Source organism: Clostridium porci, from assembly GCF_009696375.1.
Lineage (GTDB): Bacteria > Bacillota > Clostridia > Lachnospirales > Lachnospiraceae > Enterocloster > Enterocloster porci.
The window spans coordinates 29,841-49,125 of the sequence record NZ_VUMD01000006.1; the positions used below are offsets into that span (position 1 = coordinate 29,841).

The following is a 19,285-nucleotide window of genomic DNA, read 5'->3' on the forward strand; positions in this document are numbered from 1 at the left end:
ACAAAATCTTGTCAATTAAATTCACACCGTTAACGAGACCGTCCCGTTTTTGCAGCCAGCGTTTGGCCCCCTAACCAAATGCAACCGCTGGGGTTCGTTGATTTTCTCAGAGTGTTCGCATACAATAAAAATATGGCAGACATAAGAAAATGTCAGTGCCACAGATGCTCGGAAGGGCATCGCGCCCACACCGGGGAGACACGGTGGGTCCGGTCGGGGACCATAAGCGCCGACACCTTAAAACAAAAGGGGCAGCGTTTGCTGTCCCTTTTCACTTGTGTTTGTGCCCTCGTTTCAGATGTAATTTAAACGAAAACGCCGTGTGCTCTCCGCTCCGTTAAGTGTGCAATCAGGATTGCAGATTGCAAAAACAGGTATTTTTGAACCGCTCGTTTCGGATCTAATCTGTCGTTAAGGATACGAATATAAATTAACAGATGTATTTAATTTGACAATCTGGGAACCAAAATTTCCTTAGTCGTTCGGGTTGGTGGTCATCAAATCGTATAATTTTGAGTTGCGTGGGAAGTGGTTGATAAACGGCACGATCGCCCGTCCCGTATAGATCAGGCCCTGTCCGGAATCCGCATTCTTAATATAATCCAGCTGTGCTTCTGAAATATGCAGCATTGCTCCAATTTCTCTTCGGTCATCCGAAGACTGATTGAGCATCAGGATAAAAGGAGAGTTGTTGATCAGGGCACGGGACTCACGGTTCGTCAAAAGGTCCTCTACGTTCTGGGTGATTCCTGTTGGGATTCCGCCGTACTTTCGGAACTGCTTCCACATATACATGAGCATTCTGGCCGATAACTCCGACTGTGTCAGCACGTACAACTCATCAATGTAAATCCAGGTACGTTTTCCTCTGGTTAAATTGGTGATGGTACGGTTCCAGATATCGTTTAGGCAAATCTGCATACCCATCTCCTGCATACCGGTCTTAATGTCACGAATATCATAGACAACAAAGCGATTATTGGTATCCACGTTTGTTTTGTATGAAAAGGTATCATAAGATCCGATACAATATTTCTCCAGTGCCACTCGCAAATACTCTGCCTCTGGTTCCGGCTGCCGGCTTAACAGGTTATAGAAATCCTTAAACGTCGGACAAGCTGCCCTGTCACAAGTAACAGAGCTTCCGCTCTGCTTTAAGGCATCCATATGCTCCAGATACGGCTCGTAAAGCATACGGACGCATCGGTCAATGACGGATGTTTGAATTGGGTTTAATCCCATGTGGCCTCCAATGGCACTGGCACAAATGGAGCAGATCTGGTCAGATTTTATCGTGACCGGATCATCGCCGCCCTTTTTGTCTGTTGTAATATCCAGGTCAAATGGATTGATATGGGTATCAGAGCCGGGCGCAATACGGATAACCTGTCCACCCAGCGATTCACATAAGGGACGATACTCGGTCTGCGGGTCTACAACCAGAATTTCATTTTCCTCATTCGACAAGAAGACCTGCGTCATCTCTTGCTTTGCGGAAAAGGATTTTCCGGAACCCGACATTCCAAGTATAAGTCCGTTTGAGTTCTGTCCCCGAAGTCTGTTGATCATGATCAGATTTCTACTTGTGGCGTTGACTCCGTAGTAGATGCCTCCCGGCTGCACAAGTTCTTGAGACTCAAACGGGATAAAAAGGGCGGCGGACTCCGTATTCATCAGACGATTCGCCCAAATTCTGTTGTTACCTAATGGCAGACAGGATGCAAACCCTCTCTCCTGCTGGGAGTTCAGCTTCAGAAGCGTACACAGGTGTTTCTCCGCATTGTTCTGAGCAATCTTTGTGTATTTGTCAAGGTCATCCATGTCATCTGCAAAGATGGTCATGATCACGGTCATCAGAATGGTTTTCTGATCTCGTACCGTAATGTCGTCATAAGCCTTGTCCGCATCTCTTTTTGCCTGAGTCAGATCCGGTGAAACCATATCCGGTGTCAAACCACTCTTCGCTGCTCTCTTTGCTGCCTCCGCCATATTTCGGTTGATCTCAAGCATCTGGTTACGCACCAGCTTAATACCTTCATCCTGCCTCATCGGTGCAAAATGTACGCTGGTAATTGCATTACACGGAATATCCGCAATGTCTGCCAATACCTCAGCGGAAAGCTGTGTCGGAAGATTTTTGATATACAGGGCTCTTGCGTATTTGTCACCCACGCGGAAGCTGTCGCTCTTCTGGAAGGATAAGGAACTTGGTCCGATAATATCCTTTGTGGTAAGGCCCAGATAATGCATCCACTCTAAGCTGAAGGTACGCGATTCCATGCCGTCAATGTTCATTTTCTTAAAGAACGGCATATCCGTATCCTGATTGTAGATGTTATATAAAAGCTCTAACCGCTCCTGCAGTGTCATTGGGATCGTGGAGACAGAGTTGATTTTCTTCAAATAGGCCGATACCTCTCTATCCACACGAGCAAAGGTTCCGTTTGCCAGCTCGATATTGTCCGCTTTTACTGTGACAACCAAATATTTCTCCTGTACAATGTTGTTCTGGCCTTCGCTGATCTTGGACATCAGCACTCCATTCATATCTTTACGAAGATGGTTGTAGTCATCCTCTCTTTCTACAAGCAATGTATCTTCTGCAAACTGTTCCCTGTCAATGCTGCGGTTGAAGATTACAAACTGCGGGCGTACATCGGGAGAAAAATAGTTTAACAGGTCTCCGTAAGCGAAGTACATCTCCTCCTGAGCCTCCTGAGTTGCCGTACGGAAATTGGCATCCGTCAGCTTATAACACTTAGTAAACAGGCCCGTCTCTGGTTCAATAATACCGTTTACATACACCGTCTTATAAGGAATAGACTGCTGCACGGTCTTTGGTACCTCAATCGCTTTGATTCTGGCCGCTTTGGATTTGGATTTCTTTGCCAACTTTCCGGATTTCTTCTGTGGTTCATGCTTTTTTTCCAATTTTATGGAGCCGACGTCACCGGAGAAATCCTGAATCTGTTTCTCAATATCCACGCCATGTTTTTTCGACACGGGTGTTTTTCCGATCTCTGTTACATCTGCATTGGACTGTAGGATCTTTTTTCTTCCAAACATAATAACAAGTTCTCCTTTCGAAATGATTTGCTACAATTATGAAAAAAAGTTGCATGAATGTCGCAAAAAAGCGGAGCATTTCGCTCCGCTTCTTGATTATTGGATCCCCTTCATATCTGGATTGGCTTCCAGATACTTTTTGAGTCTCTTTTGGTTTGCTTTCGTTTTCTGTTTCATCTGTTTGACGGAGTATTCCGTGTCGTCTCCATCGAAATACTCATATGTGATCCGGTTCTGCTGTGCCAGGTTTTGGAAGGTGTTCTCCGTGGCGTATGGCCGGTCGGCCGGCGCCAGAACCTTTGTTGTCACGACATCCTTAAAATACACCCATGCTGGCATACCATAGAAATCCACCAACCCACACATCAGGATTGGGGCATCAATGAGCGCAACGCATGCTACCACCGCATCATCGGTTAACCCGAGAGGTTTGATGAGTTTTGCCACCAGCAGGCCCAGTACGGCTGCCGGCACAATGGAAAAGAATTGCCGTTTGGTAAACGGTCCGATAAACTTTGCTTCGATATTTCGAATGTCTCTTGGTACTGGTTGGATAATCATTGTGTTCCTCCTTTAATGCACACCGATGATGTCGTTTGCGACTGATCTCGATTTTGCAAACATTCCGATCATGGTTAGATTGATCGCTGTATTGGTAATCGGGTCAAACGTATTCACGGATTTCTTTATGATGTTGATCACAAAAATAATCATAAAAATGACGGCGCCCTGCATGGAACATGCAAAGAGCTTCTTTAACCACATCCATCCATTACTTCTAAAGCGTTCGCTGTACAAATCCGCGATGGCGATCGGTGTAAAGATATAACGAATGCCGATTTCCGCTGCTACCGCATAAATCACTAACGAAGAAGCTAACTGAATGATGCCACTTCCAAAAAAGCCTACGAAAGAACCAAATACATTGGAAAAAGATGCAGCAATACCGGCTCCAACATTTCCTATTCCGGTTGTGATATTGGAAATCCAGGAGAGTCCCTCTGGATTTTCTTCTGCGACCTCAGCCAGGCTTTGCCAAAGCGCATTGGTTACCTGCTGCACACGGATACTTTCAATTCCTTCTGTTCCAATGCCTAATACCTGTTCTACCACAAGGGTACCAAGGCGGATGACTAAAAGTGCAAAGAACTTAAAGTTCATAATGAACCAGACACCAAGAAGCAGTTTCAAAAATTCTCTTTGTAAGGCCTCTGTACTCATTTGCCGATCTGAAATCATGGTAAGCATTGTAGCTCCTCCAAAAACGATTGTCAGTGCAATCGCAATGCCTTGAATCCAGGACGTAAACGATGTGGCATCGTCAAAACCTTTCAACATCTCCATGATGACACCCTGATCTTTTTCCTTCAAATCTTTGGTGTTATTCCAGGTCAAAATGTTGACTTTGACCGTGGCATCGTTTAGTTCATCCGTTTCCACATTTTCTGATTCGATTGGATTTCCAAGTGAGTCATATTTGGTCATGCTCCCCATTTCTACGCCGGATTGTTCAGCGATCTTTCGGAATCTGCTTTTCCATGCCGTTTTCATGACGTTGATATTGTTACTATACTCTGTAAACAACTTGGCGCCAATTTCATCTATGATTTCATAGCCTCCGCGGATCGTGGTTTTTTCCAAAATGTCGGCGTCCTCTAAAGCTGTTTTGATATCGAGATAAAATTTGGCATTGTCTTCATTACCAAGTTTGGTTTGGTCACCCGCTACCTGATCGATAATGCCCTTGTAATTTTCAATATTTTTTTCAAGTTTGTCGTCTGCTGCAAAGGCAATCGTAGGGATGCATAACGAAAGCAGCATACAAAAAAGACACAAATATGCCCCAAATTTCTTTTTGATTTTCATTGGTTCCTCCTTTATTTGATCCCAATCACGCCTATTTCTGACAAAAGCCATGGTAACCCTAAAAGGCAGCCGCCAAAAATCAACTTTACCATCGCCTGATTGATTTCATCTGCATTTCCATCTTTTTTGGCAATCAGATACCCATGAATGCCCCAAATCAACACCACGGCACCAACCAGTCTTAAGAGATAGAATATGATCCATAACAAGGTTCCCTCAACGGTGGTTCCGGTCATTCGGTTAAAATCATCCACGCTAATATTAGGTGTAATTTTCAAACCGGCAAATGCGGTCATACATGATGTGAATGCAGTGATGCTGCCAGCGGCCAACTGGATCCATGGTAAGTGTTTGATCTTCTGCATAATATCCTCCATTCTTGAAACCAAAGGCCGACGCCCGCTATAGGCACCGGCCCCTGGGCCTTTGTGGCAAAGATTTTTGAATGCTTGTCTCACATTTAGATAATGCCAAGTTCGGTCAGGATAAATGGCATTGCGATCAAAGCACCGCCGGAAACCAGCTTACCAATCGCACCATTCATGGATTCTGCCTCACCATCTTTTCTTGCGGTCAGATAACCGTAAATACCCCAGATCAGCATGGAAATTCCCATCAGACGGCTTGCCCAGAATGCCAGCGCCAAAATGATTCCCTCTGGGTTGAAGTCAGAGGTATCCTTGATCTGATACTTATTCGGATCCAATCCGCTGATAGCGAATGCATTCATCTGGTACATGGCATAGGTGCCAAAGACAGCTGCTGCATTCATGAGGTTCTTCACACTCTTCTTTGCCTTGCAAATCCTCTTCTTCGGAGAAATGCTTACTGCGTTGTTCTTGTACATTGGTTTTTCCTCCTTGCGTTTTTTCAAAACAGCATGCATTTCACAATCTGTTTCGTTGACACAATTATGGAATTGTTTTTCTTCAACAACGCGAAAATAGAACGTTGGCATATCAAAAAATGGAGTTTATCTTTCATTCTTCATTTATGTCAAAGCAAACATGAAGAATCATACCGCAACCTTCTGGTTCTGGCATGGCTTTCGCTTCTTTACTTTTTTTCTTTTTGGGATTTATTCGATGAACTTTTTTTGAAATGATTATCTTATAAGAAACTTAATGATCTGTAATCTGTGTACATTGAGTCAGTGTATTCTGCAGCAGCGCATAAACTGCTTCCTGTTCTTCTGTAAGTGTAAGGTTCGGGTTTGATTCCAGGATCCATATCATAAACTCATAGTTTTCGATTGGATTTGCAATGATAATCTTTGCATCTTCCATGGTTGGAAACCACCCGCTGATTGGATGTCCGTTGTCCATGATACGTTCTAACATGGCATCAAACTTCTCAGACGATATTCTTTTTACTGCGTCTTCCATAGCTGTTTTTTCCTATCAGGTACTCACCAAGGTCTACCTCCTTTCTCTGCTCTTTCGCAGGTTTTACACCTAAATTATGAGTGCATTCCGTGATTTATTGGTTTTCATAGATGTGATTGCCACTGCTGCGATTGTCCCGGTTTTTAGCCTCAAAGTCATGATTTTCTGCGGATATGAAAAAACGAACTTTTTTCAATCAGCAGCTTCTTTTCGGGATTTTACACCCCAAAACGCAAAAATACAGCAGGCTATGATGCCTGCTGTATGAGAATGTTGACGAGTTCGTCCACGTTTTCTGCGTGTCTGGCCAAAAATTTGTATGACGGAAGTGCGTGTTCGATCCGTTTTGCAAATCCAGCCACACCATAAGGGTTTTTGCGGATAAATTCATCCGGATCCTTGTGAGGCTTAAAATCCAGGACCTTGACAATCAATCCCGCCTTTTCCAAAACCGCAATCGACTTTTTTGCCGCATAAATGCCGGCGCCGTCGCTGTCCATGGAAAGATAGACCTCTTTGTAATCTGCGGCAATCAGTTTTGCGTGCTCCTCTGTCAGTGCTGTTCCAAGCACGGCCGCACAGTCTGTGAATCCCGCACTGTGTACGGCGATATAGTCCATATATCCTTCACAGATAATAAGCCCACGCTTACGGCTCGTTGCCTCGTATGGATACCCGTACAGACAGTTGCGTTTACTGAACAATGTGCTTTCTGCGGAGTTGATGTACTTTGGTTTGGAATCATCCATCACTCTTCCGCCAAAGGCAATCACATCACCCTCTCGGTCCATTATCGGAAACATCACACGATTCCGGAAGAAATCGTATGGAGATCCATTCTGACTGATCTTGAACAGTCCGGAGCGCATCAGATCTTCTTTCGGATATTGCCTGATCAGCATATTGTAGAGGTTCGCAAATGCATCCGGTGCGTATCCAAGGCCATATTCCGCCATGTCATTTTTGCTAATGCCTCGTTTCAGCAGATACTGCCTGCCGACATTGTCTGCACGTGTCAGCTGTTCATAATAGTAATAGGCAGCTTCTTCGTAAATCTGTGTCAGCACGGGATCCTTCTGTTTTGCTTCTATCGGCACGGATACCTCTTTCATCCGAATCATAAAATCCCTTCTCGTTCCACCGGTGCCACATCCGTAACAGAAAAAAGTGCCAATTTTGTTATCCGTAGAAAATGTTGCCGTCTCTCCATGGCAGAACGGGCATTTGCCAAGATGCTTTCCGGATACCGTATCATAATACAGCTTCGTGTATTTGGAAGCGATCTCCGACATTGGTTTGTATGACTGGTGCATACTCGACTTCTCCTTTCTCCATTTCTTCTTCACTTTTCAGCTTAATTATGGAAGTCGAACACAGACAATGAGAAACGCTGCCGGCACATTCCTTTTTTAGATACCAAAAACCCTCCCGGTTTCCCGGGAGGGCCAAAGGCTTAGCCTGTCAGTGGCTTTGGGGTTTCACTCACTGCATTACTGCTGAGGTCTCAGATCTTTTGTGATCACGTGTCCGTTTTCAACCCACTGTCCCTTTTCGTTGACAGCGAATCCGTCCGGAGTTGTGGTGCTCTTATAGAGGCGTCCACGGCGTCCGTCAGACAGTTCCTGGAAGTAATAGCACTCCGCAAATCCGTCGCCGTTGTCATCGATCCACTTCCAGCCAGTGTACATGTGGCCGTAAGTGTTGTCGTGTACGTTGTGCAGATAGAAGGTATCTCCGTTCTTATCTGTATACCAGCCAACGGTCATCGCAGAATCTGCTCCGAAATGGAACCAGTCAAACAGAGGCTGTCCCTTCTTCGGATCTGCGTACGGGTTCTGAACAGCTGCCCACTCATCGGTAAAGGTGCGTCCGTTGGTGTAGAACCACTGATCCATGGCATTCTTCGTCCAAGTACCGCCCTTAATGACGTAATTTGGCAGGTTCGTTACCATATGGGAAGTAGATCCGCCCGGAGTAAATCCGCTGGAAGAACTTCCACCGCCACCGCCGGAAGAAGAACCGCCGCCGCCACCTCCGCCGGAGCTGTAGGTGTTATCGACGAACTTGATGTTCAGCTTCACATTACACTGATCCGCCATGCGGCCGTCCTCAGATGCTGCGGTAATCACAATACCCTTGGAAGAGATGTAACGCTGACCGTCGCGGTCGATGAACTTGTGCTTCAGTGCTTCCTGGATGAATGCATGGGCATTCTTAGAGAATGTGCTTCCCTGTGCCTGAACAAGATTTCCCTTGGAATCCTTGACCATCGGCAGTACCAGAGACAGCTTACCGTTCTGGTCAACGCTCAGAAGACCATTGTCTCCGGAAGAATATACAACTTTCTTCTCGTCCGGATTTACGGAATTCAGTACCGCAGATACCTTACCAGTTGTTGCACCGGTAACTGCATAGGTCGGGTTGGATCTGTTTCCGCTTGCAGTGATGACTACGTCCAGAGTCTGGGCGTTTTTGTCCATCTCTACATTCTCGTACTGGAAGTTTACGGTTACGTTGGTGCTGTCCTTAATGGACTTGGTGTCGTTGGTTACATTGATTGCAACCTTTTTCTGGCCAGAGAATCGATGCTGTGCAATGATCTCTTTCTGCCAGTCTGCATCAATCACAGGCTGAATATTTCCGGCCTCATCGACCTTGACAATACCTGCATCATCAGATGCCCAGAACGGATTGTTGTTAAGGCCCGGCTCAACGAAGATTTTTGCATTCAGCTTACGCAGGTCGTTGCCGCTCCACTTTGCAGACGGGTTATTCGTGCGGGAAGTCTGAGTCAGTACAAGGTTATAAACCTCCTCAGTCTTGTCCACGATTGCCTTATCATAGCGGAAGTTGACAGTCACCAGACAGGTATCTGCGGTTGCACCGGTTGTCGGATGCTTTGCAGTAACGGTTACGGTCTTTGTACCGCTGTGAGTATTCTCGTCGAATGACTGTGCCTTGTCAATGATATCCTTCATCCAGGTCTCTTTGTTGACATAGACACGTCCGTCCTGGTCTACCGTTACGATAGACGGATCAGAGGACTCCCATACAGGTGTGACATTGTTACCGCTCTCGTCAGAGATCTGTGCCTTTAACTGAATATAAGCGTCTCCGCTCCAGTGGGACTTCTCACTGTTGGTTCTGGAGTCGTGTGTGTAAACCACATCAAAGGTCTCCTCGTGGGAATCCAGTACAGCCTTGTCGTAACGGAAATTGATGGTTACCTTGTAGCTGTCGGATGTGGTCTTTCCGTCCATTTCCTTCTTTGCAGTTACGATACCGCTTACGGCACCCTTGGTCTGTCCGGAAGAAATTAACGCCTCCCAGTTACCCTTGATCGGTACCAGGTATCCGTTCGCATCTACCTTACAGTAATCCTTGATGTCGCCGCTCAGCTCGTAAACAGCGTCATTCTCCTGAACACCCTGGCTGGAATAGGTTGTATTCTCCAGCTTCACAATACCGTAGGACCACTTTCTGGTACCCGGATTGTTTACGCTGTAGTTACCCTGGGTAGCCACAACATCCATGGTGATCTGACGATCTTTTACCTTCGCCTTGTCAACGTCGTAGGTGTCTTCCGGTGTCGCGGATACAATCACATCCGGGGATGCCTCGTAGCCTTCCGGAAGCTCTGTGATGGTATTTGCGGTCATATCTGTTCCATCATAACGGAAGTTGACTGCTACCGGGATCTCTATGGTTGCCGTACCGTTATTGGTCTGGGCTTTTACCACAACCTGCTCGCTGCCGGTATTGCCGCTCTTACGGTTCTTCACGATGTCCTTGATCCACTGAGCATCGGTATTGACGGTCACAAACTTATCGGTTGTAATGGATCTGCCGAGAGAATCGCGGAGTCTGATGACATCCTTGTTGCCCTCTACGGTAAAGATCGGAGCCTCAGAAGTACCCGTGCTGGTTGCGCTGATCTTCTGCGCATCGATACCGTCCCAGGTTTCCTTCGCCTGCACATCGGTATCTGCAAGGCTGCTTGCTACATCCTTCGTGAGAACGACATCGAACTTCACCGGCTCCTCAGTGCCCGGAGACATGGTCTCTGCCTTAAAGGTGATGCTGATATCCTCAAAGTCTTCCAGCTTACCGTTCTCTGTTCTTGCAATCGCACGCACCTTCACAGTCGTTCCGTCCAGCTTGTGCTCTGCAATCAAGCTCTGTACCCACGGAGAATATCCGAGGTTTTCAGACTCTGCACTGTTGTTGTATCCGCGGACGGTGATCTGACCAGTCTGGGAATCGATATAAAGAATGTCGTTTACATCGAGATCCGGGAAATCTGGGTGGTTTCCGAGAGACCAAACAACACCATTTTTGTACGGATAGTGTACAGAGTTATTATACACCGGACTTACCGTTGCACTTAACGTGTCACCGACACCGTTTTCCAGCTTCGTGGTCGCTGCATCGTCCATCGTAATGGTTCTTGCAGTGATCTCGGACTGATTGTCGCCGGCAAATTTGTATGCGATGTTGTAGTTGTGGATATTGCCCTTATCATTGATCTCAATCTTGGTAGGCTGGATCTCCGTCTGATCCTCGGTGTGGAAGTTGATGGTTACCTTACAGGTATCGGTAGCGCTGTTGTTAGTCTTATCCGCTGCAGTGACTTTCACATACTTGGTGTAGGTTTCAACATCAGCCGGAACCTGAAGCATCTGCTTCGTGTAGTCCCTATCCTGGTCTACTACCCAACCCTTGATGGTTGCGTTCGTGCATTCTGTATCGGTAACACCTTCCAGATTGATGATGGCATTACGATATGCCTTATCGCCAGTTCCACTTCTCTTTACAGAGATGGTGCCATCGGTATCGGTATTATGGTCTGCCGGTACATCGACTGGACGGTCATCCTGCAGATTTCCGCGATCTTCGGAAAGATACCAGTGTACCTGATCGTTTGAGAAGTAGTCCGGGTTAAAGGTCGCCGTCAGACTTGCGCCCATCGCTCCCTGGTCTCCACCCTTTACCGTATATTTTACGGTCGGATTGGTACGGTCTCCGGACAGGGTACGAACCACATCATAGGTGATCTCGTTTCTGTTAAGAGCGGCCTTCTTGACTGCTACTTCGGTCTTATCCTTGATGTGCAGACGCACCTTGATGTCAGCGTAGCCGATTGGCGGGTTGTCCTTATCGGTTGCATCCTCACGCGTTGCCTTTGCAGAAATCATGGAATGGAAGTATTTCGGAGTGACGGAAGTCAGGCTGTCTTTGTAGCCGCCCTGCTTCTGACGCTCTTCCTCTTCCTTTACATACTGCATCAGAGCGTTGTCACTGTCCTTAGACACGTCTAACATAAAGGAAGCACTCTGGCCGGCCTCTAAGTTGTCAGAGACAGTCAGATTCTTCAAGATATTGTTCCGCTCATCCTGGATCGCCCACTGTAAGTTGAATTTCTGGTTGTCAATTCCGTTGACCTTAGAGCCTAACAGGAAAGCATCCGCTTTTTCTGTCTCTTGGCCCTTATCATCCACAGTCATAATCAGGACATTTTCCCACTTCTTGCCGCTCTTGTCCGTCAGAATCTGAGCGTTAGCGTTCTGGGCCGGGTCACTGTCATATGCAGTTACCTTATAGGTTACGGTCGGATTCTCACGGTTTCCGGTACGCTCCTGCACCAAATCAAAGACGATCTGAGTCGGATCGATTTCAACGCCTTCAGACACAGCCTTGTATTTTGCTCCGAGAGTCACATCAGATGTCGGCATCTCAAAGGAGAAACCATTACCGATTTTCAGAGCTGCGGTTTCGATGTCCTCCGAGAACACGTTAAACAGATCTTTTTCATGGTACTTGTAGTACGGGTTCTGCGGCTGATCATTGTCCATCTGGAAGTACACGTTACCGTTCTTGCACGGCTTAAAGGTCACGTAAACCACATCGCCCGGGGCGAAAGCTCCGATATTATCTGCAGTCACGTGCGGCTTATGGGTGCCGTCGATAAAGGCAGTTACATCTGCCGCCTTAATACTATCCACCATCGGAGTCTCGATTGCCAACATATAGCCGCGAGTCGGACGACCGCTATGGTTTGCGGTAAAGTGGTTGATGGTCTCGACGTTCTTTGCGTCATCATCATTGCGAATGACCTTGATGCCGTCCTCTAACTCCTTGTAGAAATACTCGTCGGAATGATCGACATTATTTCCGGAAATCAGAGTGAAATACACATCATCAGCATGCCAATAGCCGATATGAGCATCGGTGTCAAACTGGCCATCATCCTCAATTCTGGATCCGCAAATGCCAGTATCCGCCTTCTCCTTGCTGTCCGTAAACAGGTAACCGATATTAGCATCTTCGCCATAGGAGAAACTTGCACCACGCACTCTGGTTCCGATAAATGCTGCGGAGTAATGATTGGTGGAATTTGGTGTCATGGCATCGCCATTAAATCTGGCTACCTTGACATTTCCTCCGCCAAATCCACCTAAGATACCGCCGACCGCAAAGTCATTGCTGGAACCAATCTCGCCCTGCTTTACTTCACTGTTGTAAATATCAGAATCAAGGATCACACCTGCAACACCGCCGACATAAGCGTTGTTTCCGTAGATATGGCCGCCACTTCCATCATAAGTTTTCACTGTGGTGTCAATGATGGATGTGTTTTCCGCAAGACCAACGATACCGCCGACACAAGCGTGTCCATCCAGAAAATCATTGCTGTCAACTGTTTCTACCGTATAGGCTGCTACGCCGTCAGCCACACAGTCTTCGATTACTGTGGTGCGGGCGTTGCTGTCACCTGTGCTGTCATCGTGGGCATAACCCACCAGACCACCGACGTATCCGGTGCCCTTTACATAACCCATTACGGTACATTTCTTAATGGTTGCGCCCTGAACCTCTCCGGCGAGAATACCAGCATAGTGATTGCCGTCAAGGGTATTCTGTTTGGTGTCGATGTTCAGTCCGGTTACGGTTGCGCCTTCGCCGATGATACCAAAGAATCCAACCGCTTCCTGCTCAGAAATCTTCTGTGCCAGACCTGCATCAATATTCAGGGTACTGTTTGCCTTGAATCCGAGATTGATGATATGTACACCTTCCTCGGCAGCCATGTGACCACGGAACGCGGAGGATACTCCGCCGTCATTGCACGGGAATCCAATCGGGATCCAAGAACCCTGCAGGTCATAAGTACCTTTCTTGATTAAGTAATAGGTGTCTTCATTCTTTGTGGACGTGGTTTTTGCAATTTCCGCAGCCACTGCACGCAGATCCTGTACGGAATCAATCACATACGGATGTTCTTTCGTACCAGTACCTGTGCTGAATACGTTGCCGTTCTGTCCGTAATTCGCCGGCCACAGATCGCCTAACGCAGACAGAGGCATTGCCTCGCTCTGTCTCATTTCGTTAAAGGCAAGCAGGAACTGCATCACATCTTCCACCGTTGCGTTTTTGATCCACTGCAGGATCACATCGTTTTTGTAACCGACAACATTGTCGTCCTCATCCATGGAAATCGCATGCTTGCGGAACCATTCCATGAAATCAGAATCAGTATCCATGCTAAATGCCGGATAACTGTCGTCAGCCACGTCTGCTGCGATTGTCTCATGCCACTCCTGCAGCTTTTCAAGCAGCATCTCCTGCTCCGCATCGGTCAGCTCAACGGTTGCGTCAGCGTCCTCGCCGCAAATCTCAGCCACAAGTCCATCAAACCACTTCCAGAACGCAGAGGTACCAAAGGTCGGGTACTTCTTTTTCTGTGGCTCGGATGCAGTAGCTTCCTCTTCCTCGTCGATGACGACGTCCTTGATTTCCTCATCGGTTACCGGCAGGTCCTGGTTATCATCCTCATTCTTATCCGGTACAGATGGTGTTGCTTTGTCTGCATCCTTCATATCACCGGAAGAGATCTCTGTGAGTTCCTCCGCAAAGACCGGAATTGCCGGTGCGATAGACGGTGCTACCATAGATGCACTCAATGCTGCAATCGTGGCACGGTTAAGTGTCTTTTTCTTCTTTCTCATTTTTTCAATGCTCCTTTCTGAAACTTAAAGCCTGACAGTCTAAGCACTTCTTTTGTGCTGTTTTAATTATGCAAAGATTTTTGAAAAATAGTTTTTTCAGTTGGGAACCAAAATCACCACTCTTTGCGACGAGTTAATTATGGAACGAATTTTGCAAAAACCAGAAAAATAGGAGCCAGCGTGAAAATGCCAGCTCCTATTGTGCGTTTATGAACCGCTCTGCTCTACGACATACATCGGACGGATACCAGTATTACTTACCTGATTTCCTTCTGTTGCCTTGACAGATTTTGGTTCAATCGCTCCCGTACGCAGGTTTACGGTGTAAACCATGTCGTCTGTTCCATGCACCGGTGTTCTTAACCAGTAGGAAGCACGGTAATTGTTGATGATTTCTGATGCATTGTTCTTGTCTGAACCATGAAACTTCCAAAGATAATCTTTCATGGCCAGTGCCTCTTCCAGTGACGGGATAAAGAAGTTACTGTACATCACCTGCGGTGTGCTTCGTGTGTACTTCGTAAAGTCTCTCACATCCACGGTCTGGTAAGCGCCGTTTTTGGACTTTCCGGTGTACTCATTTGCAATACCAATGTTGGTCATCACCAGATTTCCTGTTTTGGACTTATAATCATTCAACCACTGATTGATGGTAGAATCCTTGTAGTTATTGTTCTTTCCAAAGAATCGAGTGGACTGCGTCTCGTCCGCTTCATCAAAGCCCAGGCCCTCATTGGATGGGATCACGGTATCACAGACAAACAGCGCCATGCTCTTATCGGTATTAGATTTATCCTGGTAGTTCGCGTTTACGCAGCGGAACAGGTACAGCTTATCACCGACTTCTCGTACCTGCATATCGCCTACCTTCCAAACACCATCCTGGATTCCTTCTCCGATTTCTGAACGGTTTAACAGAATCGTTGGGTGAATGTTGTAATTGGAAGCATCTTCCTTGGAAACGGTACTGCCATCGGTTAAGATCACGTGATCCATTTCATTGGACTTTGTCAGATATGTGCCTGCTGGGAATCGGTACTGGTTTTCCGCCGCTGCCCTGTACTGATCATACTCTTCTTTGGTCAGCATGGAAACTGCATCTCCCTCAATCGGCTGCAGGCCGGAACTTACACTTAATCCATCTGCAAAACGATCATCAAGGAACATTCTGACGGAAGAAGACAGATAATCTGCTTCTGCGGAATCGGTGTAGGTACCATAAATCTCAGAGCCAATGCCATCCTTTGATACATATAACATCTTGCCGCTTCCCTGGTAATCGGTATCCACACAGACAAAGTCGTAGGTCTTTACGCCAATGGATACATCTTTCGGATTCCATGTAACGGAAATAGTGTCGCCCAGCGTCTGGGATAAACGCTCCTGGCATTCATCACAGAAGGAATCGTAGTTTTCATCGACATGGCCAACAGCCGGCTTGTAGACGATATGTTCCTTGCCGCACTTCTCGCAGCGTACGGTCACTTCGGCTGATACCAGGCAGTTTCCATAGACATCCTCCACAATTTCCCAGACGTGTGTGCAGCTTGCCTGATCCCACTTGCGGTAGTAGCTTACGCGGGATACCGTATAAGACACGCCGTTTAACTCAAAACGGTCCACCACTTCGTTACTGTAGCCCGCCAGGTTGTTTCGATACAGAGTGTCGCTGACCTCAGCTCTTGCGGTGTCATAATCTCTTCCGATCATATAAAGGTCATGTCTGTCCCTGTCATATGTATAGGAAGCGAACTCATTGAGAATTCGGTTAAAATCCGCATTGCTTTCGACAATGAACTGCTCTTTTTCGTTTTCATAAACCTGGTGATAGGCAATGTCTCTGCGATTGCCGTTTAAGGTCAGGTTGTCAAGCACCACATCTTTCGGGGATTCTTCATCTGCTTCCCAGCGATTTCCCTCTGCGTCATAGAAGACATTCGGGTAATACACTCTGAAATCAATGGAAGAGTTACCCTTCTTAAAGGCAACGCTGCCCTTATATGGTGCAAACAGATCGTTCCCTTCCTCATCTACTGCATGGATTTCATATCCCTGTTTCAGATATCCAGTAGAGGTACCTCCGTTTGGTCTTTCGTACTGCGTCACAACCACTTTGCCATTTTGGTCGAGTGTAAAATCTCCCAGGTTTTCTTCTGGGATATGCCAACCCGGCATATCTTTTGCCTCAATCTGAATGGTGCTGTCTTTGTGTGCCATACCCATGACCAATCCGATGTCATTCCAGGAGTTTTTCTCACGGTATGCTACATAATAGTTGTACGGAGTTGTGCCATAGAACCCGTCTTTCTTCTCCTGTGCCTTATTCTTCCAAGACTCCAGCTTTTCTTCCGACGGTTCTCCGGTCACATACTGAATGATGATCTGTTTGTAAACCGTACGGTTCATATCCTCAATATAAGGAGACTTCTCTACCGCTCGATAGGTCACTCCGTCTGCCTCAATGACATTCGGGTAATCGATATAAAGGCGATCGCCCTTGACGGAGAAGCCACTCACATTCGGTAACAGCGGTGTTCCGTTGCTGTCTACGAATACGGCCAGCCAAGCACAGCCGTCATACAGTCCGGTATGGTCATTTTTATCCGGCGGTGTTCCGCCCTTTCTCTCCAAAATCACGTCAACGATATTGTCGCCGTCTTTCTGAATGGCATAAGAGTTATCCGCCGGATTGGCAAATCCATACTGATAGAACGTGTTTCTGAACGGAATCTTCTCTCCTACTTTTCCAAAACCAGTCATGATTCCAAGAGTACCTTCGGTGTCCTTCGCAAGATAGCGGATGGAATACGGACAAGTCAGGTCCTCTGCTTCCGGCGCATCTTTTACCTTTTTGTAGTAAATGGTAAACTGATTTCGCTCCACGTCTTTGATTCGGAAGGTTCTCGGACTTTCATCAATCGCCTCATAGATATTTCCTTCCTGGTCCGTCAGTTCCTTATGAAAATAAATCGGAAGCAGTTCTCCCACCGTCCAGGTACCGACAAGGTCGCCGCTTAACACGTTGCTTTCATTCCCTTTTTCTCGGAATCGTACCGTGAAGTTTGCTTCCTTTTCTACATCCGGGATCTCACGGATCTCTCTAAAGTAGAGTTTGACATAGTTGTTGGCCGGCACATCGGAAATGATACCGTCTTCTGGAATGCCATCGACACGCTCAAATCCATCCGGACAAATGTCACTGAGATCCAGTGTGTCGCCCACATTTCCATAAAGCGTCATACGTTCAATCTCGTCTCCGCTTACGATGTCCATGCAAAGCACGGCAAAGGACATATCCTTGATGCGTTCATAGACAATCGTGAAGGCATTGTTTCCGGTTTTGGAAACGGTGAACGTATTATCACTGACACGCTCATAACCGTCCAATTCGATCTCCGGAGTAATGATCACATCTTCATCTCCGACGGACACGGTTCCTTCCATTACTTTTAAGACCGTGTCGTCTTCATCGACGCAGGTAACCGTGTATGGCACCGATACGATGTCTTCCTCTTCCTTGGTGCTTACCAGATAAACCGTGAATACTTCCTTGTCTTTCGTTAAGGTAAAGCTATAATCGCCTGCATATTCATAATCTTCAAAGACCATGTCCGGTACGATTTCATCGTCCTCTTTTCCGCTTCCCTTTTCGGTCGCAAGCGGTTCGTTGGTATCGCGGTCGATATAACGGATCGTATACTGCCAAAGCTCTTTCTCCGGTTCAGAATCTGTTGCCTCTTCATCGGTATCGTCTTTGGTATATAAGACCTCGACCACTTTTTTGTCGGTGTCAAGGACAAAGTCGTCTACGCCGATCTCATCTGCGGTGTAACCCTCAAATTCTTTCTGCGGAATGGCTACCACGCTGTCCTTTTTAGCAGTGCCGTTGATTTCTGCAAGAACGGTGTCATCATCTGCCACGTATCGGATCTTATAGGAATACTCCTGTACTTTTTCTGTAAAATACAGCGTTTTTTCCAGGTTGTCCTCGGTCAGGATAAAGGAATACTCATTTCCGGCCACTTCCTGATAACCAGAGAGCGGTTTTACCGTTACGGTTGTACCTTTTTCACCGGTGCCCGTAATGGTTTTTAAGATCTCGCCGGTCTCTTGATTGATGTACGTTACCGTATAAGAAAAGACTTCTTTCTCATCCGGTTTTTCCTCCGGCTTCTCTTCTGCTTCCTTTTGATACCTTACCACAAAGGTCATGTTGTTTTTGGTCAGTTTTTGTGAACCGTCCTGCCCGCTTACATACTGGAACCCTGCGAATTCTTTTCTGGCGATTGTTACAAACGAATTCTTTCGCGCTTCTCCGGACGTGGAAGCCAGGACATTTCCTGCCTCATCGACATACTGTACTGTATACGCGTAATAGACCTTCTGGGAAGAGCTGCTGCCGCCGCCACCGCCGCCTGAACTACCGCCACCGCCGGAGTTTCCGCCGCTTCCACCACCCGGAGAGCTGTTTTTGTGGCCTGCAAATGGACCACTCGGGCCAACTGCCGTATTGGTTTTCGTCTGAATACCCTTTCCCTGTACAAAGACAGGTACGCCATTTTCCAGCCACTGTCCATCTGCGTTGACCGTAAAGCCGTCCGGGGTTACGGTGTTTGCATACATTTTTCCATCCGGTCCGAACAGGTAGCAATATCCGTCGATCCACTGCCAGCCATTGGCTGCCATGCTGCCAAAGGTTCCGTCATGCACGGGGTTAAAAAAGTACCATACATTGTCAATGTACTTCCAGCCGTAGGTCATGACGCCCTGCTCATCTAAGTAGTACCACTTACCGTCTGCCGGATCCAAAAACCAACCGTTCTGCAAAAAGGTCCCGTCGTCATTCTGATAACGCCACACTTCTGCAGAAGAATTAACCCAGCTTCCGCCAAACGCTGTCACGCACTGACTGGCTACCAAAACAGCAATCAGCGGTTTTGCTAACTTCTTCTTTATACGCAT

The 19,285-nt window shown here is 46.9% G+C and carries 9 protein-coding genes; all 9 read right to left on the minus strand.

Annotated elements, in window-relative coordinates:
• Positions 1-474: 474 nt before the first annotated feature.
• Positions 475-3,066: a VirB4-like conjugal transfer ATPase, CD1110 family gene (locus FYJ39_RS07895; protein ID WP_154471931.1), complete on the minus strand. Its 2,592-nt coding sequence runs from the start codon at positions 3,064-3,066 to the stop codon at positions 475-477.
• A gap of 96 nt (positions 3,067-3,162) precedes the next feature.
• Positions 3,163-3,627, minus strand: a complete 465-nt coding sequence (locus FYJ39_RS07900; protein WP_154471932.1) for a PrgI family protein — start codon at positions 3,625-3,627, stop codon at positions 3,163-3,165.
• A 12-nt stretch (positions 3,628-3,639) separates the two neighbouring features.
• The gene (locus tag FYJ39_RS07905) at positions 3,640-4,932 is read right to left on the minus strand and encodes a hypothetical protein (RefSeq protein WP_154471933.1); all 1,293 of its coding nucleotides are present in this window, start codon (positions 4,930-4,932) and stop codon (positions 3,640-3,642) included.
• 11 nt (positions 4,933-4,943) lie between these two features.
• Positions 4,944-5,297 carry a hypothetical protein gene (locus tag FYJ39_RS07910; protein WP_154471934.1) on the minus strand — a complete coding sequence of 118 codons (354 nt, stop codon included), beginning with the start codon at positions 5,295-5,297 and terminating at the stop codon, positions 4,944-4,946.
• A 95-nt stretch (positions 5,298-5,392) separates the two neighbouring features.
• On the minus strand, positions 5,393-5,779 hold the full coding sequence (locus tag FYJ39_RS07915) for a hypothetical protein (RefSeq protein ID WP_154471935.1): 387 nt from the start codon (positions 5,777-5,779) through the stop codon (positions 5,393-5,395).
• A 274-nt stretch (positions 5,780-6,053) separates the two neighbouring features.
• Entirely contained in the window at positions 6,054-6,317 is a 264-nt protein-coding gene (locus FYJ39_RS07920; protein ID WP_154471936.1) for a hypothetical protein, read from the minus strand.
• 248 nt (positions 6,318-6,565) lie between these two features.
• Positions 6,566-7,630: a DNA primase gene (locus tag FYJ39_RS07925; protein ID WP_154471937.1), complete on the minus strand. Its 1,065-nt coding sequence runs from the start codon at positions 7,628-7,630 to the stop codon at positions 6,566-6,568.
• Positions 7,631-7,807: 177 nt separating this feature from the next.
• Positions 7,808-14,323, minus strand: coding sequence for a hypothetical protein (locus FYJ39_RS07930; RefSeq protein WP_154471938.1), 6,516 nt, complete (start codon positions 14,321-14,323; stop codon positions 7,808-7,810).
• Between the two features lie 207 nt (positions 14,324-14,530).
• A complete protein-coding gene (locus tag FYJ39_RS07935; RefSeq protein WP_154471939.1) occupies positions 14,531-19,285 on the minus strand; it encodes a DUF6273 domain-containing protein in 4,755 nt (1,584 codons plus the stop codon).

Excerpts from the sequence above, each read along its gene's own strand:
- FYJ39_RS07895 (WP_154471931.1), bottom strand. The coding sequence starts at position 3,066 with ATGTTTGGAAGAAAAAAGATCCTACAGTCCAATGCAGATGTAACAGAG.
- FYJ39_RS07900 (WP_154471932.1), bottom strand. The coding sequence starts at position 3,627 with ATGATTATCCAACCAGTACCAAGAGACATTCGAAATATCGAAGCAAAG.
- FYJ39_RS07905 (WP_154471933.1), bottom strand. The coding sequence starts at position 4,932 with ATGAAAATCAAAAAGAAATTTGGGGCATATTTGTGTCTTTTTTGTATG.
- FYJ39_RS07910 (WP_154471934.1), bottom strand. The coding sequence starts at position 5,297 with ATGCAGAAGATCAAACACTTACCATGGATCCAGTTGGCCGCTGGCAGC.
- FYJ39_RS07915 (WP_154471935.1), bottom strand. The coding sequence starts at position 5,779 with ATGTACAAGAACAACGCAGTAAGCATTTCTCCGAAGAAGAGGATTTGC.
- FYJ39_RS07920 (WP_154471936.1), bottom strand. The coding sequence starts at position 6,317 with ATGGAAGACGCAGTAAAAAGAATATCGTCTGAGAAGTTTGATGCCATG.
- FYJ39_RS07925 (WP_154471937.1), bottom strand. The coding sequence starts at position 7,630 with ATGCACCAGTCATACAAACCAATGTCGGAGATCGCTTCCAAATACACG.
- FYJ39_RS07930 (WP_154471938.1), bottom strand. The coding sequence starts at position 14,323 with ATGAGAAAGAAGAAAAAGACACTTAACCGTGCCACGATTGCAGCATTG.
- FYJ39_RS07935 (WP_154471939.1), bottom strand. The coding sequence starts at position 19,285 with ATGCGTATAAAGAAGAAGTTAGCAAAACCGCTGATTGCTGTTTTGGTA.